Below are 17,734 nucleotides of genomic sequence, written 5' to 3' on the forward strand. Positions count from 1 at the left end.
TGGCCCTCGGCCGAGAGGCGGTGCGGCCAGCTAGCCGCCGGGCTGCCCCGCTGGGGCGGGTGGTGACGTGCGCGCACGTCGTGGTTGAGCGCGCAGTTCCCCGCGCCCCTAAATGCCCGTGCCTGGCCCCCGGCCGAGAGACGGTGCGGGCCCGTCAGGGGCGCGGCCAGCCCGCCGCCGGGCTGCCCCGCTGGGGCGGGTGGTGACGTGCGCGCTCGTTGTGGTTGAGCGCGCAGTTCCTCGCGCCCCTAAATGCCCGTGCCTGGCCCCCGGCCGAGAGGCGGTGCGGCCCGTTAGGGGCGGGAGCGCCGTGGTTGAGCGCGCCCGCGCGGCGGCGGCCGCAGATTGAACACAGTCCCGCGCCCCTGAAAAGACCGGCCCACCGCCCGGACGAAAGACGGTGCGCCCCGTCAGGGGCGCGGGGAACTGCGCGGGCAACCCACCACCGGCCGGTGGTCCGGGGGCGACGGGATTGCCCCGTTGGGGCGGGTGGTGACGTGCGGGAGCGCCGGGGTTGAGCGCGCCCGCGCGGCGGCAGGCGCAGATTAGACACGGTCCCGCGCCGCTTGAAGGATCGGCTCGCCGCCCGGGGGAGGGAACCGCGCTGGGGCCGCGCCCCCAAAGACGGGGGACCTCCCCGGAGGGGTCAGGCTCCGATTTTGGCGAGCAAATCGACGATTCGGGCCTGAACGTCCGGGCTGGTGGAGCGCTCGGCGAGGAAGAGGACGGTCTCGCCGGAGGCGAGGCGGGGGAGCTCGGCGGGGTCGATGTCGGCGGAGGTGTAGACGACCAGGGGGGTGTTGTTGAGGCGGGCGTTGCCGCGCAGCCAGTCGACGATGCCCTGGCGGCGGCGCCGGATGAGCATGAGGTCCATGACGACCAGGTTGGGATGCATCTGGGCGGCCTTGGACATGGCGTCGGTCTCGGAATCGGCGTGCGAGACCTGCATGCCGCGCCGTTCGAGCGTGGCCGCGAACGCCTGGGCGATCGGCTCGTGGCTCTCGACGAGCAGAACCCGCGGGGGGTGCTGCTCGCTGTCGCGCGGGGCGAGCGCCTTGAGGAGTACGGCCGGGTCGGCGCCGTACGCGGCCTCGCGGGTGGCCTGCCCGAGACCGGCCGTGACCAGGACGGGCACGTCGGCCGCCGCGGCGGCCTGCCGTAGCGACTGGAGGGCCGTACGCGTGATGGGCCCGGTGAGCGGGTCCACGAAGAGCGCGGCGGGCGGCTCGGCGATCTGCGCGTCGACCTCCTCGCGGGAGCGCACGATCACCGGCCGGTAGCCGCGGTCGGTCAGGGCCTGGCGGGTGGAGGTGTCCGGCTCGGGCCACACCAGCAGGCGGCGCGGCTCGTCGAAGGACTCCTCCATGCGGTCGTCGGCGATGTCGGTGACGTCGACCGCGCCATTGGGGCCGTCCAGCGGTTCGGGACCCTCGGCGGCGCCCTCCGCGGGCGCGCCTATGGCGTACGCCCGGCCGCCCGCCTCACGCGGCACCGGCGGCTGGGACTTCGGAACGGGATCGGCCGCCGGGACCGGCCGCAGCAGCGCCGTCTCGCGGTCGTCGTCGTCCGGCGCCGGGGCCTGGCCGGGGATCGCGGACCGGCCCGCGCCGCGCTGCGGCTGGGGTTCGGGGCGGCGAATGGGGAGTTGACCGCTGTCCGGGTCGGCCTGCGGGTGCTGACGGGCCTGCGTCTCGCCGCCGGGACCGTGCTGTAGCTGTTGCTCGGGCCGGCCGTTCTGCTCGGGCTGGCCGTTCTGGACGGGCTGGCCGTTCTGCTCGGGCTGACCCGGTTGTACGGGCTGCGGCTGCTGCGGCGGGTTCAGCCTGCGGCGGCGGCCGGAACCGCTCGCCGTCACCTGCGCGGGCAGCCCCGACTGGGCCTGCACCGCCTGCGTCTGGGTCTGCGGATCGCCCGCCTGCTGCCCGAACGGCATGCCCTGCCCGAGCGTACGCACGCTTATGGCACGGCCGTGGCTGCTCTGGGACGGGTCCTGCTGCGGCGCCGGGCCGCCGCGCTGCGGGGACGGTCCCGCCGTACCCGGTCCGGCCGCCGACGCGGCCGGAGCCTGCGGCGGCTGACCCTGGCCGGGCGACGGCGGCTGCGAGGACGGCGCCTGCTGCTGCGACGGCAGCGAGGTCGACGGCTGCGGATTCTGCGGCGCCGCGGGCCACGCGGTCGGCTGCGGCTGCGGGGGCTGCTGCGACGGCGCGGGCCACGACCGTGGCGGTACGGGTCCTTCCGGCTCCTCGTCCGCCGCCTGACCCGCGCTCTGGCCGGGGCTCGGCCAGGTCTGCGGCTGCGGCTGCCGCGGCGGCTCGGGCGCGTGGCCCTGCTGCTGCGGTACGACGGCGGCGCCGCTGTCCGGCGCGGCGGTCTCGATGGCGCGGCGCGCGCGACGGCCGGTGCCCGCCTCGGGAGCGGGAAGCCCGCGCGGGTCCTGGCCGGGGCTCGGCAGAACAGGCGGCTGAACGGGCGGCTGGACGGGCGGCAGGGCGTGCGGGACCTGGGCCTGCGGAATCTGCGGCTGCGGAAGGTGGGTCTGGGGGAGCGGGCTCTGCGGTAGCCCCGCCTGCGCCTGCGGAAGCTGGCTCTGCGGAAGCGCGAACTGCCCCTGCGGGAGGGCGGACTGCCCCTGCGGGAGGGCGGACTGCCCCTGCGGGAGGGCGGGTTGACCCGCCGCGCCCCCGCCTCGTTCCTGCTCCTGGTCGTCGGTCCTGGCCCGCCGCGCCCTGCGGCCGGTGGGCTGCGCCCCGTCGGCGGGCGCGATCTCGCGCCCCGCGCCGCCGTTGCCGCCCGCGCTCCCGCCGTCCGACTCGTCGCCGGGCCGACGCAGCGCGCGGCGCCGCCCGGTCGGGGCGGAGTCCTGGTCGGGCGCGGCCGGGATCGACCAGGGCGCGACCGCCGCCCCGCTGTCCTGCGGCGCCTGCCGCTGGTGCGGTGGCCGCCGTACGCCGCTCCCGGAGTCCGGCCCGGCGCCATTGCCCGCGCCCGGCGCCGCGTTCGACCCCTGCCCGGTGGTCCCGCGCATCGGCTCGGTCGGCAAGGGCATCACGGTGGTCTCGGACTCACGCGGCTGCTCCGACGCGTCGCCCGACCCCGACGTACCCGAGCCCGTATCCGTACCCGTACCTGATTCCGTACCGCCGTCCGTACGGCCACCCGTGGCCGATTCCGTACCCGTACCCGAGGCGTCGGAAGCGGCGGGCGAGCCGTTCTTCTGACGGGCGCGGCCGACCGGGACCTCCAGGACGTACGCGCTGCCGCCGGGCACCTCGTGGGTCTGGAGCACGCCGCCGTGGCGTTCCACGATGCCGCGGGCGAGCGGGAGATGGACGGGGTCGCCGCCCGCGTGCGGGCCGCGGACGTCGATCCTTATGACGTCGCCGCGCTGGGCCGCCGCGACCACGATCGTCGAGTCGCCGGCGTACGCGATGGCGTTGCCCGCCGAGTCGACGCCCGCGACGTCGGCGACGAGGTGGGCGAGGGCCTGCGCCATCCGCTCGGCGTCCAGGGACGCCTCGATCGGCGGCGCGTGCACCGCGTACTGCGCGCGCCCCGGCCCGATCAGCTCGACCGCGCCCTCCACGGCCGCGGCCACCACCTTGTCGAGCCCGACCGTCTCGCGCCGCAGCTTGTCCTCGCCGCGGTCGAGCCGCTGGAAGGCCAGCACGTTGTCGATGAGGGTGGTGATGCGGGAGTAGCCGGCCGACAGGTGGTGCAGGATCTGGTTGGCCTCGGGCCAGAGCTGCCCGGCCGGGTCGGCGGCCAGGCCCGTCAGCTCGCCGCGCAGTTCGGCCAGCGGCCCGCGCAGCGAGGTGTCGAGCAGCGCGCCGAGTTGCAGTGCGCGGGCGGCGAGCGCGTCGTACGCCGTACGGTCGGTGAACGTCATCACCGCGCCGACGAGCTGGTCGCCGTCCCGTACCGGCGCCGTCGTCAGGTCCACCGGCACCGCGCGGCCGTCCTTGCGCCACAGCACCTGGCCGCGGACGCGGTGCTTGCGCCCGGAGCGCAGCGTGTCGGCGAGCGGGGTCTCCTCGTACGGCAGCGGAGAACCGTCCCTGCGCGAGTGGTGCACCAGCGGGTGCAGCTCCTTGCCGCCCAGGTCGGTCGCCCGGTGGCCGAGGATCTGCGCGGCCGACGGGTTGACGAGGACGACCTTGCCCGCGGTGTCCACACCGACCACGCCCTCGGCCGCCGCGCGCAGGATCATCTCCGTCTGGCGCTGCTGGCGGGCCAGTTCGGCCTCGGTGTCGAGCGTGCCGGTGAGGTCGCGGACCACCAGCATCAGCAGCTCGTCGCCGGTGTAGTGGGGCGGCTGGGGCTCACCGAAGTCGGCGTACGGGGTGCGCGGGTCCTCCAGATTGGCGCTGGTGACCTCGACCGGGAACTCCGTGCCGTCGGTGCGCCGCGCCACCATCCGGGTGGGCTTCGTGCGGGTGTCCTCCGCGGCCTCGCGCGGGCTGCGCATCGAGCCGGGAATCCGCTTGGAGTCGAAGGAGGGCAGCAGGTCGAGCAGGCCCCGCCCCACCAGCGCCGTACCCGGCGACTCGAACGTCTCGATCGCTATCGCGTTGGCGTTGACCACCGTGCCGTTGACGTCGACCAGCAGCAGCGCGTCGGGCAGGGCATCGAGTATCGAGGCGAGGCGAGCAGCGCCTCTGGATGGCCTGCTGCTCACGAGACGCGTCCTCCCTGTTACCGCACGTGCCGCACTGTCCTGCGCCGCCGTTTTCCCGCGCTGATGTCCGCTCTTGCTTGCGCTTTCGTTTCCGCTCTTGTGCTGCCAGCTCTCACGGGCGGGCGGCTTGTCACGGGCGGCCCATCTTGCCGCCACCCCCGGGACATGTCACTAGACCGAGTGTACGGGTCGGGCCCCCTCGCGCGGCCCCGGATGTCCATGTGCCCCTTGGGAGCGGGGTGTTCGGGCGCCGCGTTCGGCCGGGGGCGCGCGGGTGTGGCGTACGTCACGAACGTACGGTCGTGTCCGTCCGTGTACCTCCGGCGCTCGCGTCGGCGCTGTTCACCGCGTCGCTCGCGGTATTCGCGCCGTTCAGGCCGTTCGCGCCGTTCGCGGCCGGGAGCGCGGGCACCATCCGCTGCCAGCGCGACACCTCGCAGCCGTTCGTCCTGCTGTACTCCTCGTCGACCGTCCGGCCCCGCCACACGCCCGTCACGTGGGCCGTCTGCGGTCCCCCGTAGATCATCGAGCACATCTGCCCCGCGGGCACCGCACGCTCCGGTCCCCCGATCTCCACGAGATGCTCACACGCCGGGTCGGTCTCCTCCTTCGCCCCGGCGGGGCCGCAGTCGAGGGTGTACGTCCGCGGCTGGGCGTCGGGCGCCGCCGCGTACGTCACGGTCAGGCGGCTCTCCATCAGCCGCTCGACGGGGGTGGGGCGCGGGACGCCGACCGCCGCGGCGCCGCCGGCGGCCACGAGGGGAGCGGCGAGGGGCGCGGCCAGGGTGAGAAACGCGAGGACGGTACGGGTGCCCTGGGGTGCGCGGGTGTCCTTCGGGGCGCGGTTCCGCGTCGTACGGGGTGCGGTGGCTCGGGGGTTTCGCATGCGCCCCTCCCTACCCGCGCGGGCCCGCCCGCCCCCGCAACCCACTCCTTCGTGGGCGCGTCCCCGCACTACCCCTTTGCCCTGCCCACCGGCGGCCTTGTACCGTAGTCTGCGATTGGTCGCGGCCCGCACGGCTGTGTCATCATCTGCACACGCGCCCGCTCACCCGGGCACGTACCAGGAGGCGTCGCCTAGTCCGGTCTATGGCGCCGCACTGCTAATGCGGTTTGGGCTTTACCGTCCATCGAGGGTTCAAATCCCTCCGCCTCCGCCACCACCCCGGAGCCCCGCCCGTCCTCCACCGACGGCGGGGCTCCTTCCGTTCCACCCCCCGGCCCCCACCCCATTCCCGCAGGTCACCCCGCCTCCCGGTTATGGATTTCACCTCCCGCCACACCTCATGTAATGTTGTTCCCGCAACGCCGACCGGCCCAAAACCCCGCGAAGCGCTCGCACTCGTAGCTCAACGGATAGAGCATCTGACTACGGATCAGAAGGTTGCAGGTTCGAATCCTGCCGAGTGCACCACAGGTCAGAGGCCCTGCGCCCCTTCGGGGGTGCGGGGCTTCTCTCATAATTTCTCACAATCGCCGAATGATCTTGCGTCAGCGCAACAGCTCGGCAAGCTTCTCCGAACCGGCCCGCAGTGACTGAGGGTCAGGGTGCACGTAAGTCCGCTTCGTGAACGACAGATCCGAGTGGCCCGCCCACGCCGACACGGAGGTTTCCGGGCACCGGGCGGGCAGCGGGCGGATCTCGAAGCTGGGCACCGGGTTGGCGTATTGATGGTGCTTCGGATCGAGGCTCACGACATCCTCGCTTGCAGGTCGCTCTGGTTTCGGGTGGCTCGGAGCTGGCCGACGCCGTAGCGGTCCTTGAGTACGCGGATCGACGCCGCGCGGCCCTGCGGGTGGCAATCCGCGTCTACCGGTCACGGGTGATCTGCGCCGCGTCCCGCCCCCGCTGGGCCAGGCCGAACCGGGACAGCAGCCGCTCCCGCAGCTCCCCCCCGGTCACCACCCACACCAGTACCCCTGGCGTACCCGGCACCCCGAGGGCGCCCAGGTTTTGCCGGGCCATCAGCGCCATGGAGAACAGCGCCACCTCGGCGGCGGCGAACATCACCCCCCGCTCCGTACCGGACGCTCATGGGGTGCTCCGAGGGGGGTCGGAAAGGCCCGCTACGGTGACAGCCATGGAAAAGCGGGGGGACGGGTCGCCGCTGAGCGCGATCAAGTGGGCGTTGGTCACCGGGGTGGTGCTGGCCGCGGGGGCGCTGGCGCCGATGCTGTGGGGCAACGCCACCTGGCCGCAGTCGCGGCACGCGCTCTGGGTCACCGTGCCGGTGCCGGTGGTGGCGGTGCTTGTCGTCAGGCTGGTGCTGCCCTGGCGCGAGCGGCGGGCGGCGCGGCGGGCGGCGGATCGGGCGGCGGATCGGGCTGCGTTCACTTCGTCCTCCGGATCGAATGACCAGTGATTCGCGGCCGGGCCAGCAGCCCGGCGGTGAACGCCCACAGGACGGGCTGGCAGGCCACCCAGCGGGCGGGCGTGGCGGCGGGGCCGGCGCCTTGCCCGGCCAGGTGCGGGAACGCCAGCGCCAGGCCGAGCAGGGCACCGAGGACGATGTGTCTCATGACGGCTCACCCGCCCGGACGGCGTCGAGGCGGCGGCCCGCCGGGACGATGCGCCGGGCGGCGTCCAAGGCGAGGAGCGCGGCACCGCGCTCGACCGCGTCGGCCAGCTCCCGCAGGTTGGTGGCGAACGCGACGGCGTCGGCGCGGTTGGTGGTCCGCAGCAGGTCGCGGCCGTCGTTGCCCTCCCAGATCACCAGGTGCGTGGTCCGGTCCTCCTCGGAACTGACGTTGACGACGAGCGTCGCGCCCGGCGTGGTGATGTCGGCGAAGGTCGCCTCGCACACCCCTTCCTGGTGCCACACGCCGTCGCAGCCGCCGGGGATGCGGTGCTGGTCGACGGTCTGGTCGACGGCGACCATGTCCGGCCGAGCAACGGTTGCGACGTAGTCGGCGATCCGCGGGTACGTGGCGAACGCCTTGTCGAGCACGGCGGCCTCGTCGGGCAGATAGCCGTTCACGCGGCGCCACTCGTGTCGGCCGTGGCGTTCGCGTGGCGGTGTGAGGTGACGGTCCGGCAGATGTGAAGAGGGGTAAGCACAGTCGGGGGCGGCGGGGGGTGAGCGACGCGCCGGGGGGTGTGGTCTGAACGGGGCAAAAATGGTGTGAAGGTGTGTGAATAAGTCACATTATTCGTATCTATGACTTCGTTGGGCACGTACGTCCCCCTTCTCGGGCCATCAGGGTCCGAGGGCGTGCCCTCGCGAAGGAGTCCCATGCGTTCCGCTCGTGCTCTCGCCGCTCTCGCCATCTCCAGCATTGCCCTCAGCGGCGGCGCTCTGGCGCTCTCCGCCCCGATGGCGTCCGCCGAGACGGGTCCCCACTCGGAGATCTGTGAGCAGGCCCAGGTCAAGACCCATGAAGCGCAGAAGGAGCTCGACCGGCTGGAGAAGCTGCCGAACAAGACGCCGGAGATCCGTAAGCAGATCGCCACGGCCGAGGAGATCCTGGAGCAGGCGCAGGTCGGCGAGCGGGACGCCTGCGCGAGCGTCACCGGTCCGGTGCACGCCGGTTCCGGCGGCCTGGCGGGCGGGATCAGCGGCACCGAGATGACCGCGGGCGCGGCTGTGCTCGCCGTCGCGGCCGCCGGTGGCGTCGTGATGATGCGCCGCCGTTCCGTCGAGGGCTGACCTCGGTTCCACCTCCGCCCCTTGTGGCCGCGCGCCCCGCTCGAAGCGGAGCGCGCGACCGCAGGGGGCGTCATACGTCCGCGGCTCGTTCGGCACCAGGCACCAGGCGCCAGGCGTCAGGTGCTAAGCGCCAGGCACCAGGCGTCAGGTGCTGATCTCTGGGCCCCGGCCCGAGGCGGACGGACGCAGACTTCGAGAAAGGCCCGCCCCGCATGCAGCACCCCCGCGCCGCCCACCGCCGCCGCCATGCGGGCCTCGCACTGCTCCTGGCAGGCATGGCCGTGGGCGGCTTCCTCGTGGTCGACAGCGCCTCCGGCACCGGACTCACCCCGCCCAGGCCCTCGGCCGCCGACGCCTTCTCCGGCCCCGCCGCACCAGCCGTCCCGGCCCCCGCGGTGGACCCGCTGCCGCCGTCGCCGCCCACCCGCATCACGATCCCCGAGATCGGCGTCGACGCGCCGATGACCGGTCTCACCACGGACAAGGACCACACCCTGCAACCCCCGCCGCCGGACGACAAGAACCTCGCCGGGTGGTATCGGAACGGCCCCACGCCCGGCAGCACCGGCACCGCGGTCGTCGTCGGACACCTCGACACCCATAGCGGCCCCGCCGTCTTCTACCGCATCGGCCAGCTCCACAAGCAGAACACCCTCACCGTGCGGCGCCAGGACGGCCGCACCGCCGTCTTCACCGTCGACGCCGTCGAGCAGTACGAGAAGAGCGACTTCCCCAGCGAGAAGGTCTACCGGCAGGCCACCCGCCCCGAACTCCGCCTGATCACCTGCGCCGGCGCCTACTCCCGGGCCACCAGCTACAGCGCCAACATCGTCGTCTACGCCCACCTCACGAAGGTCGGCCCGCCCGCTCCCGCCCCGGTGGCGTCTCCCGTGGCCACGGCGGCCCCGGCGCCTCCGGCCTCCCCCGCGGCTCCGTGGACCGCGCCGTGGTGAACGGGAGGAGCTGAGCCGCGGTATGCGACGCAGTCGCAGCCGCGGCCTCGTCCGTGTCGACCACCTCGCCGCCGGGGTCGGCTGGAGCCGCGAGCGCCTGTGGACCCGCTTCCACGCCCAACTCGGCCTCCCGCCCGAACCGTTACGGCGCGGGCGCGGGCCGTCGCGGCGGGCGAGGTGATCCTCAGTGGCGGAGCCGAACCCGGCGCCCTCGTGGCCTCGTTGACCCGCCTCTCCTACCCCCCCGGCCTCTCCTGCCTCCCCGGCCTCGCCCCGGACGCCGCCCGGACGATCGCCCACCGCCTCGGCGCCCGGCTCCGGCGCGCCGCGTACCGCCCGTAAAGCCCTCGCGTCCCGCCCGCCCGGGTCCGTAGCATCCGGCCCGTGCTGACGATCCCCAGTCGGGAACTGACCCCCGCCGACCACGAACTCATCGCGTACGCCCGCGCCATCGTCGACGAGAACACCGACGGCGACGGCGGCGTCCACACCATGGGCGCCGCCGTCCGTGACGCGGACGGACGCATGCACGGCGGCATCAACCTCTACCACTTCACCGGCGGGCCCTGCGCCGAACTCGTCGCCCTCGGCCACGCCCGAGCCTGCGGGGCGCGGCAGTTGACCACCATCGTGGCTGTCGGGAACCTCGGCCGCGGCCCCGTCGGCCCGTGCGGCCGCGACCGCCAGATCCTCTTCGACTACCACCCGTCCATCCGCGTCCTCCTGCCGACCCCGGACGGCGTCCGGAGCGCCCGCGTCACCGACCTGATGCCCCTCGCCGCCCTCTGGACCCCGGACGAGGGCACCCAGCCCTACGACCCGGCGCTCTTCACCGACCCCGCGCCGGAGGATCCTCCACCTGGAAGGTGACGCCTTCTGCCTCGGCCGCGCCGCAGACGCGGAGCATGCGGTGTTGCGACGGGGTGCAGCGCACCGTCGTGCCCCGGGGGAGGCGGAGGGTGGTGCCGGCGCAGTGGGCGTCGAGGAAGGAGAGCGGGGTGAGGTCGAGGAGGGCGGGCGGGGGGTCGCTGGTGAAGGCGGCGCGGAGGGCGAGGTCGAAGTGGAGGCGGGTGGCGAGGTCGGCGGTGCCGGTGAGGCGGAGGCAGGAGCCGGTGCGGTCGGCGTGGAGGGTGTCGAGGGAGGGCAGGACGGCGAGCGGGTGCAGGGCGGCGATACGCGAGAGCAGGGGCGCCGGGACGGCGCCGTGGTCGTACTCGCAGATCGCGGTGAAGCCGGTCCTGGTCGAGAAGGGCGTCAACTCCGCTTCGTAGGAGGAGAGTTCGGACTCGGGGAGGCCGGAGTGCGCGGCGGCGGCCCACGTCATGTCGCCGACCACCCGCATGCCGGTGAAGCCGCGCCGCCGCGCGGTGCTGGTGCCCGCCGCCCAGAAGGCCGTACGGACCGCCGGGTCGAAGGCGCCGGACGCGGGGTCGTAGCCGGGGGCTTCGGAGGAGAGCGCCAACTGCCCGTTGCGCGCGCAGCGTTCGGCGGGGACGCCGTGCGCGGAGAGATGGGCGAGGGCGTCAGGACCGGCGGTGTCCCCGCCGGTGAAGATCATGACGCGCTCACCGAGGGCGAGGCCCGCGACGGTGAAGGCGGCGCGCACCGCCCACCGGTCGTCGTCGCCGTGGATTCCGAGGCAGGCGTGGTCACCGGGGCCCATACGGTCGACCGCGACCGCCCGCGGTATCGCCTCGGCCACCGACGTACACCCGGCCCCGCTCCCGTCATGGCCGCCTGCCGCGACCGACCGGTCGCGCTCCGCGCCCACGGGGTCACCGCGGCCACCCCCGCCGCCCGCCATGCCACCTCCCATGGACCGAACGTACGCCGCCCGCACCAACCTTTCGGCCCGCGCATCGCATATCGGCCGCCGATGACGAAAAGTGCCCAGGAAGATGCCCAGAACGACCGCCGAACCGTCCGCCTCCGACCGTTCACCCCTTGATCGTTCACCCCTTGATCGTTCTCGGCGCCGGAGTCGGCACCCGGTCCCGCGCGGCACCCGCCGCCGTGCGCACCGCCGTGCGCACCGCCGTGCGCACCGCCGTGCGCACCGCCGTGCGCACCGCCGTGCGCAACTCCGTACACACCGCCGTACGGCCCGCCGTGCGCAACTGCGTACGCACCGCCGTGCGCACCGCCGCAAACAACCCTCACCGCGATTCTCAGACGATTCACAGAATCGGCCAAGGCTCCTCTCATAGCGCGCGCACAGGGTGAACACCATGCCTTCCACATCGATGAGCACCGCCACCGCAGCCCCCGCGACCGCGCACGCGGCCACCACCGCCACCGCCACCGACCTCGCGCGCCCCGACGGCTCGCCGGTGCGCGTCCTCGTCGTCGACGACGAGGCGCCGCTCGCCGACCTGCTGTCGATGGCGCTGCGCTACGAGGGCTGGCAGGTACGCACCGAGGCCGACGGCGCGGGCGCGCTGCGGGCGGCCCGCGAGACCCGGCCCGACGCGGTCGTGCTCGACGTGATGCTGCCGGACATGGACGGCCTGGAGGTGCTGGCGAAGCTGCGCCGCGACACCCCGGACGTCCCCGTGCTGTTCCTGACCGCGAAGGACGCGGTCGAGGACCGGATCGCCGGGCTCACCGCGGGCGGCGACGACTACGTCACCAAGCCGTTCAGCCTGGAGGAGGTGGTGGCCAGGCTCCGCGGCCTGCTGCGCCGCTCGGGCGCCGCCGCCGTACGCAACGAGTCGCTGCTGGTCGTCGGCGACCTCGTACTGAACGAGGACAGCCACGAGGTCAGCCGCGGCGGCGACAACGTCCACCTCACCGCGACCGAGTTCGAGCTGCTGCGGTACCTGATGCGCAATCCGCGCCGGGTGCTGAGCAAGGCGCAGATCCTCGACCGCGTGTGGTCGTACGACTTCGGCGGTCAGGCCAACGTCGTGGAGCTGTACATCAGTTACCTGCGCCGCAAGCTCGACGCCGGCCGCCCGCCGATGATCCACACCCGGCGCGGCGCGGGCTACCTGATCAAGCCCGGCGAGCCCGCCGCCTGACGACCCCGGAAGCCGAGACGATGCCCCACGCCTCCCCGCCCCCTACTCCCCACGCCTCCCCGCCCCCCACTCCGCGCGCCGACCCGAAGCCCAACTCCCGTACCCGCAAGCGCCCCTGGTCCCGCCCCTGGTCCCTGCGCCGCAGGCTCGTCGCGTCCTGCGTGGCGCTCGTCGCCGTCGTGTGCGCGGTCATCGGCGCGGTCACCATATTCGCGCTGCACGACTTCCTGTACGGGCAGCTCGACGGCAAGGTGCAGGACGTGGCGGTACGGGCGGCGGGGCCGCACGGCGGCCCCGGGGACGGCCCGGAGGCCAACCGCGCGGCACGGCTCCCGCAGAGTCCGCTCACCGAGCGGCCGTTCGGATTCCTGGCGGGCGGCGGCCAGCCCGGCGAGACCGTCGGGGCGATCGTCGGCGCGAACGGCACGGTCACGCGGGCCGCGGTCAGCGCGACACCGTCCGGCGGCGGCCTGCTCGAAGCGGACCCGCTCACCGCGCGGCAGACCGCCGCCTTCGCCTCCGTACCGAGGGACGGCAAGGCCCACACCCTCAGCGTCCCCGGCCTCGGCACGTACCGCGTCGCGTCGGCGCAGCAGTCCTCGGACGGCAGCACCGTACTGGTCGGCCTGTCCACCAGCGGGATCGAGGACACCCTCAACACCCTGATCTGGGTGGAGTTCTCGGTCGCCGCCGCCGGTCTCGTCGCGGCGGGCCTCGCGGGCGCGGCGCTGATGCGGATCGCCCTGCAACCACTGCGCCGGGTCGCCGCGACCGCCACCCGCGTGTCCGAACTCCCGCTGCACAGCGGTGAGGTGGCGCTGCACGAACGCGTCCCCGACTCCGACACCGACCCGCGGACCGAGGTCGGCCAGGTCGGCGCGGCGCTCAACCGCATGCTGGGGCACGTGGGTTCGGCCCTGCACGCGCGGCAGGAGAGCGAGACACGGGTCAGGCAGTTCGTCGCGGACGCCAGCCACGAGCTGCGTACGCCACTGGCCTCGATCCGCGGCTACGCCGAACTCACCCGCCGGGGAAGGGAACCCGTCGGCCCCGACACCCGGCACGCGCTCGGCCGGATCGAGTCCGAGGCCGGGCGGATGACGACCCTCGTCGAGGATCTGCTGCTGCTGGCCAGACTGGACGCGGGCCGCCCGCTCAGCTTCGCCGAGACCGACCTGTCCCCGCTGGTCGTGGACGCGGTCAGCGACGCCCGCGCGGCGGGCCGCGACCACGTCTGGCGGCTCGACCTGCCCGACGACCCGGCGACCGTGCACGGCGACGCGCAGCGCCTCCACCAGGTGCTGACCAATCTGCTGGCCAACGCCCGCACCCACACCCCGGCCGGTACGACGGTCACCGCCCGCGTCGTACGCGACGGGCCCGGCGTCCTGCTCCAGGTCCAGGACGACGGCCCCGGCATCCCCGCCGACCTGCGACGCCATGTCTTCGAGCGGTTCGCGCGCGGCGACGCCTCCCGTACCCGGACGGCCGCCGCCGCGCGGTCCGGCAGTACGGGGCTCGGCCTGGCGATCGTGCGCTCGGTGGTCACCGCGCACGGCGGCGAGGTGTCCGTGGACAGCGTGCCCGGGCGTACGGTCTTCACCGTCCGGCTGCGCGCCGCACACTCACAGCCGCCGCTCAGGCTCGCCACAACGTCGTGACAGCGCGCCCGCCGAGGGTCGGATCATGCGAACCCAACTCGGCAATCTGCCCGCCCGGCAGCACCTGCCGGCCGCGGGCACAGCTCCGGAACACCCGGCCGGGCCCGGTGCCCAGGCGGCCCCGGTCCTCGATGTCGTCATCCCCGTATACAACGAGGAGAACGACCTGGAGCCCTGCGTCCGCCGCCTGCACGCGCATCTGTCGGGCACCTTCCCCTATCCCTTCCGGATCACCGTCGCCGACAACGCCAGTACGGACCTGACGTCCGCGGTGGCGAAGGCGCTGGCCGCGGAACTCCCCGAGGTCGAGTCCTTCAGGCTCGAACAGAAGGGCCGCGGAAGGGCGTTGAGGACGGTGTGGTCCGCCTCCGACGCGCCCGTGCTGGCGTACATGGACGTGGATCTGTCCACCGACCTCAACGCGCTGCTCCCGCTGGTCGCGCCGCTGATCTCCGGCCACTCCGACCTGGCGATCGGCTCGCGGCTCGCCCGCTCCTCGCGGGTGGTGCGCGGCGCGAAGCGTGAGTTCATCTCCCGCGCCTACAACTTGATACTGCGCGGCTCGCTGGCCGCGCGCTTCTCCGACGCGCAGTGCGGATTCAAGGCCATCAGGGGCGATGTCGCCCAGCGGCTGCTGCCGATGGTCGAGGACACCGGCTGGTTCTTCGACACCGAGATGCTGGTGCTCGCCGAACGCGCGGGCCTGCGCATCCACGAGGTGCCGGTCGACTGGGTCGACGACCCGGACAGCAGCGTCGACCTCGTCCGCACCGCCACCGACGACCTGCGTGGCGTCTGGCGGGTCGGCCGGGCCCTGGCCACCGGGCAGTTGGCGCTCGACCGGCTGCGGCGGCCCTTCGGGGACGACCCGCGCGACCGCGAACTCGCCGGCGTGCCCGCCGGGTTGGCGCGGCAGCTCGTCGGCTTCTGCGTCGTCGGGGTGCTCAGCACGCTGGTCTACCTGGCGCTCTTCTCGCTCTTCCGGCTCGGCACCGGCTCCCAAGTGGCCAACGCCCTGGCGCTGTTGCTCTCCGCCTTCGGCAACACCGCCGCCAACCGGCGGCTGACCTTCGGTGTACGCGGGCGCGACCAGGCCGTACGCCACCAGGCGCAGGGCCTCGTCGTCTTCGCCATCGGCCTCGCCCTGACCAGCGGTTCACTGGCCGCCCTGCACGCGGCGACCGCCCACCCGGACCACGGCACGGAGCTGGCCGTCCTGATCGCGGCGAACCTCGCGGCGACGGTGCTCAGATTCCTGCTCTTCCGGGCGTGGGTCTTCCCCGAGGGCGCGACCGGCGGCGCGGCCTTCCGCGACGGTGAGACGGTCACCGGGGCCGGCCCCGTCTCGTACGAGGCCCGGTCCGCCGACCTCCCGGCCCACGAAACCCCTTCCCCCCACGACGACTTGAGGAGGGCGCGATGAGCGCGCCGGGCAACACCACAGTGGACACGGACGTGTTCGGGCATCCGGTCGCGGAACCGGCGCCGCGGCCAGCGGGGCACCGGGGAGGGCTCGCGCGGCGGACCTGGCGGGGCCGGGCGGAGGACGCCGCCTGGGTGCGCCCCGCGTTCTTCGCGCTGCTGCTCGGCACCCTGGTCCTCTACCTGTGGAATCTGAGCGCCGCCGGATACGCCAACTCCTTCTACTCCGCGGCTGTCCAGGCCGGGAGCCAGAGCTGGAAGGCGTTCTTCTTCGGCTCCTCCGACGCCGCGAATTCCATCACCGTCGACAAGCCGCCCGCCGCGCTGTGGCCGATGGCCCTGTCGGTGCGGCTGTTCGGCCTCGGCTCCTGGCAGATCCTCGTGCCGGAGGCGCTGATGGGCGTCGCCACGGTCGGCGTGCTCTACGCGGCCGTACGCCGCCGGTTCAGCGCGGGCGCGGGCCTGATCGCGGGCGCCGTCCTGGCGCTCACCCCCGTCGCGGCGCTGATGTTCCGCTTCAACAACCCCGACGCGCTGCTGGCGTTGCTGATGGTCGTCGCCGTCTACGGCGTGCTGCGCGCGCTGGAGGACGCCCGGACGAAGTGGCTGCTGATCGTGGGCGTCGCGCTCGGCTTCGCCTTCCTCACCAAGACCCTCCAGGCGTGGCTGATCGTGCCGCCGCTCGCGTTGGTCTACGCGGTCTGCGCGCCGACGACGCCGCGCCGCCGTATCGGCCAACTCCTCGCCGCGGGCGGTGCGATGGTGGTGTCCGGCGGCTGGTGGGTGACGATCGTCGAGTTGTGGCCGACGTCGTCCCGCCCGTACATCGGCGGCTCGCAGGACAACAGCTTCCTGTCGCTGACCTTCGGCTACAACGGCTTCGGCCGCATCACCGGCAACGAGACCGGCAGCGTCGGCGGAGGCGGCGGGGGCCGCGGTGGCGGTGGTGGCGGTGGCGGGATGTGGGGCGAGACCGGCATCGGGCGGCTCTTCAACTCCGAGATGGGCGGCCAGATCGCCTGGCTGCTGCCCGCGGCCTTCGTCCTGCTCGCCGCGGGACTGTGGCTGACCTGGCGCGCCAAGCGCACCGACACCGTCCGCGCGGCGTTCCTGGTGTGGGGCGGCGCGCTGCTGATCACCTTCGCGACCTTCAGCTTCATGTCCGGGATCTTCCACCAGTACTACAACATCGCCCTCGCCCCCTACATCGCCGCCGTCGTCGGCATGGGCACGGCACTGCTGTGGGCCCGGCGCACCCACATCGCCGCCGCGGCCGTGCTCGCCGTGACCGTCGCGGGCACCGGCGTGTGGTCGTACGTACTCCTCGACCGTTCCTCCGAGTGGCTCCCGTGGCTGCGCGGCGCGGTCCTGATCGGCGGTTTCGTCGCCGCCGCGGGGCTGCTCGCGGGTGCGATGCCCGGGGTACGGGTCGCCGCCCGGCTCGGCGTGATCGCCGCGTTCGTCGGCGTCGCCGCGGCGCTCGGCGGGCCCGTCGCGTACACCCTCAACACCGTGAACACCGGCCACTCCGGCTCCATCGTGACCGCGGGGCCCGCCGTCCAGGGCGGCATGGGCGGCTTCGGCGGCGGCGGACGTCCCGGCGGCGGTGGCGGTGGCCGCGGCGGCATGCCGCCCGGCATGGGCGGCGGCCCCACCAACGGCCAGGGCCAGGGCCAGGGCCAGGGCCAAGGTCAGGGGCAGGGCATGCCCGGCGGCCAGAACGGGCAGACCGGCCAGGGCGGCCCCTTCGGCGGCGGCCAGAACGGTCAGACCGGCCAGAACGGCCAGAACGGCCAGACCATGCCCGGCACCGGCCGCACCGGCCAGGACGGCGCCCCGGGCGCCCCCGGCGGCAACGGCGGCGGCATGGGCGGCCTGCTCAACGGCACCCAGGTCAGCTCCGCCATGAAGAAGCTGCTCCTCGCCGATTCCGGCGACTACACCTGGGTCGCCGCCGCGATCGGCTCCCAGAACCAGGCCAGCTACCAGCTCGCCACCGGAAAGCCGGTGATGTCCATCGGCGGCTTCAACGGCAGCGACCCCTCACCCACCCTCGCCCAGTTCCAGAAGTACGTGGCCGCGGGGAAGATCCACTACTTCCTCGGCGGCGGCCAGGGCGGCGGCGGTGGCATGGGCGGCAGCGGTACCGCGTCCGCCATCACCACCTGGGTCGAGGCCCACTACACGGCCAAGACCGTGGGCGGCACGACGGTCTACGACCTGACCGCGCCCACGTCCTGACGCTCTCGTCCCCCGACCGCGGGGGGGGGGGGGGGGGGGGGGGGGGGGGGGGGGGGGGGGGGGGGGGGGGGGGGGGGGGGGGGGGGGGGGGGGGGGGGGGGGGGGGGGGGGG

General features: G+C 74.0%; 17 protein-coding genes and 2 tRNA genes. 11 read left to right on the top strand and 8 right to left on the bottom strand.

All coding sequences use genetic code 11. The features are described from left to right. Positions 1-646 precede the first annotated feature (646 nt). Together ACZ37P_RS22800 and ACZ37P_RS22805 are read right to left on the bottom strand one after the other, a co-directional pair. On the bottom strand, positions 647-4,678 hold the full coding sequence (locus ACZ37P_RS22800; RefSeq protein ID WP_467348343.1) for a hybrid sensor histidine kinase/response regulator: 4,032 nt from the start codon (positions 4,676-4,678) through the stop codon (positions 647-649). Between the two features lie 286 nt (positions 4,679-4,964). Continuing rightward, positions 4,965-5,564 (bottom strand): SSI family serine proteinase inhibitor, encoded by a 600-nt coding sequence (locus ACZ37P_RS22805; RefSeq protein ID WP_467348345.1) that lies wholly within the window; start codon positions 5,562-5,564, stop codon positions 4,965-4,967. Between the two features lie 180 nt (positions 5,565-5,744). Here ACZ37P_RS22805 and ACZ37P_RS22810 point away from each other — a divergent pair. After that, positions 5,745-5,838 (top strand) — tRNA-Ser (locus tag ACZ37P_RS22810). A 178-nt stretch (positions 5,839-6,016) separates the two neighbouring features. After that, a tRNA-Arg gene (locus tag ACZ37P_RS22815) sits at positions 6,017-6,092 on the top strand. Between the two features lie 77 nt (positions 6,093-6,169). On the opposite strand, the gene ACZ37P_RS22820 is transcribed toward ACZ37P_RS22815, so the two are convergent. Together ACZ37P_RS22820 and ACZ37P_RS22825 are read right to left on the bottom strand one after the other, a co-directional pair. Further along, the gene (locus tag ACZ37P_RS22820; protein WP_355336549.1) at positions 6,170-6,373 is read right to left on the bottom strand and encodes a hypothetical protein; all 204 of its coding nucleotides are present in this window, start codon (positions 6,371-6,373) and stop codon (positions 6,170-6,172) included. A gap of 115 nt (positions 6,374-6,488) precedes the next feature. Further along, positions 6,489-6,689, bottom strand: coding sequence for a hypothetical protein (locus ACZ37P_RS22825; protein ID WP_467348346.1), 201 nt, complete (start codon positions 6,687-6,689; stop codon positions 6,489-6,491). A gap of 70 nt (positions 6,690-6,759) precedes the next feature. On the opposite strand from ACZ37P_RS22825, the gene ACZ37P_RS22830 reads away from it, so the two are divergent. Next, positions 6,760-7,041: a hypothetical protein gene (locus tag ACZ37P_RS22830; protein ID WP_467348348.1), complete on the top strand. Its 282-nt coding sequence runs from the start codon at positions 6,760-6,762 to the stop codon at positions 7,039-7,041. Here ACZ37P_RS22830 and ACZ37P_RS22835 read toward each other — a convergent pair. Both ACZ37P_RS22835 and ACZ37P_RS22840 read right to left on the bottom strand, forming a co-directional pair. Beyond that, complete coding sequence (locus ACZ37P_RS22835; RefSeq protein WP_467348349.1) at positions 7,010-7,198, bottom strand: hypothetical protein; 189 nt, start codon at positions 7,196-7,198, stop codon at positions 7,010-7,012. The genes ACZ37P_RS22830 and ACZ37P_RS22835 overlap by 32 nt on opposite strands. Beyond that, positions 7,195-7,656, bottom strand: coding sequence for a hypothetical protein (locus tag ACZ37P_RS22840; protein WP_467348351.1), 462 nt, complete (start codon positions 7,654-7,656; stop codon positions 7,195-7,197). The genes ACZ37P_RS22835 and ACZ37P_RS22840 overlap by 4 nt, the downstream gene beginning before the upstream one ends. 255 nt (positions 7,657-7,911) lie before the next feature. On the opposite strand from ACZ37P_RS22840, the gene ACZ37P_RS22845 reads away from it, so the two are divergent. From ACZ37P_RS22845 to ACZ37P_RS22860, 4 genes are all read left to right on the top strand, one after another. Continuing rightward, positions 7,912-8,325, top strand: a complete 414-nt coding sequence (locus ACZ37P_RS22845) for a hypothetical protein (protein WP_355336547.1) — start codon at positions 7,912-7,914, stop codon at positions 8,323-8,325. A gap of 212 nt (positions 8,326-8,537) precedes the next feature. Beyond that, the gene (locus tag ACZ37P_RS22850) at positions 8,538-9,278 is read left to right on the top strand and encodes a class F sortase (protein ID WP_467348353.1); all 741 of its coding nucleotides are present in this window, start codon (positions 8,538-8,540) and stop codon (positions 9,276-9,278) included. 22 nt (positions 9,279-9,300) lie between these two features. Beyond that, complete coding sequence (locus ACZ37P_RS22855) at positions 9,301-9,459, top strand: hypothetical protein (protein WP_467348354.1); 159 nt, start codon at positions 9,301-9,303, stop codon at positions 9,457-9,459. A gap of 203 nt (positions 9,460-9,662) precedes the next feature. Then, complete coding sequence (locus ACZ37P_RS22860; protein WP_467348356.1) at positions 9,663-10,148, top strand: cytidine deaminase family protein; 486 nt, start codon at positions 9,663-9,665, stop codon at positions 10,146-10,148. On the opposite strand, the gene ACZ37P_RS22865 is transcribed toward ACZ37P_RS22860, so the two are convergent. Then, positions 10,108-11,094 (bottom strand): MEDS domain-containing protein, encoded by a 987-nt coding sequence (locus tag ACZ37P_RS22865; RefSeq protein WP_467348357.1) that lies wholly within the window; start codon positions 11,092-11,094, stop codon positions 10,108-10,110. The two genes, ACZ37P_RS22860 and ACZ37P_RS22865, sit on opposite strands and share 41 nt — an antisense overlap. 136 nt (positions 11,095-11,230) lie before the next feature. Continuing rightward, a complete protein-coding gene (locus tag ACZ37P_RS22870; RefSeq protein WP_467348358.1) occupies positions 11,231-11,419 on the bottom strand; it encodes a hypothetical protein in 189 nt (62 codons plus the stop codon). A 102-nt stretch (positions 11,420-11,521) separates the two neighbouring features. On the opposite strand from ACZ37P_RS22870, the gene ACZ37P_RS22875 reads away from it, so the two are divergent. From ACZ37P_RS22875 to ACZ37P_RS22890, 4 genes are read left to right on the top strand one after another with little or no spacing between them, the layout of a single operon-like run. Then, a complete protein-coding gene (locus tag ACZ37P_RS22875) occupies positions 11,522-12,298 on the top strand; it encodes a response regulator transcription factor (protein ID WP_467348385.1) in 777 nt (258 codons plus the stop codon). Positions 12,299-12,318: 20 nt separating this feature from the next. Continuing rightward, positions 12,319-13,959, top strand: a complete 1,641-nt coding sequence (locus ACZ37P_RS22880) for a sensor histidine kinase (RefSeq protein ID WP_401305286.1) — start codon at positions 12,319-12,321, stop codon at positions 13,957-13,959. 25 nt (positions 13,960-13,984) lie between these two features. Beyond that, positions 13,985-15,382 carry a bifunctional glycosyltransferase family 2/GtrA family protein gene (locus ACZ37P_RS22885; protein WP_467348360.1) on the top strand — a complete coding sequence of 466 codons (1,398 nt, stop codon included), beginning with the start codon at positions 13,985-13,987 and terminating at the stop codon, positions 15,380-15,382. Then, positions 15,379-17,622 (top strand): ArnT family glycosyltransferase, encoded by a 2,244-nt coding sequence (locus ACZ37P_RS22890; protein WP_467348362.1) that lies wholly within the window; start codon positions 15,379-15,381, stop codon positions 17,620-17,622. Before ACZ37P_RS22885 ends, ACZ37P_RS22890 begins: the two co-directional genes overlap by 4 nt. Positions 17,623-17,734 lie beyond the last annotated feature (112 nt).

The organism is Streptomyces sp. NPDC024632 (assembly GCF_055559175.1).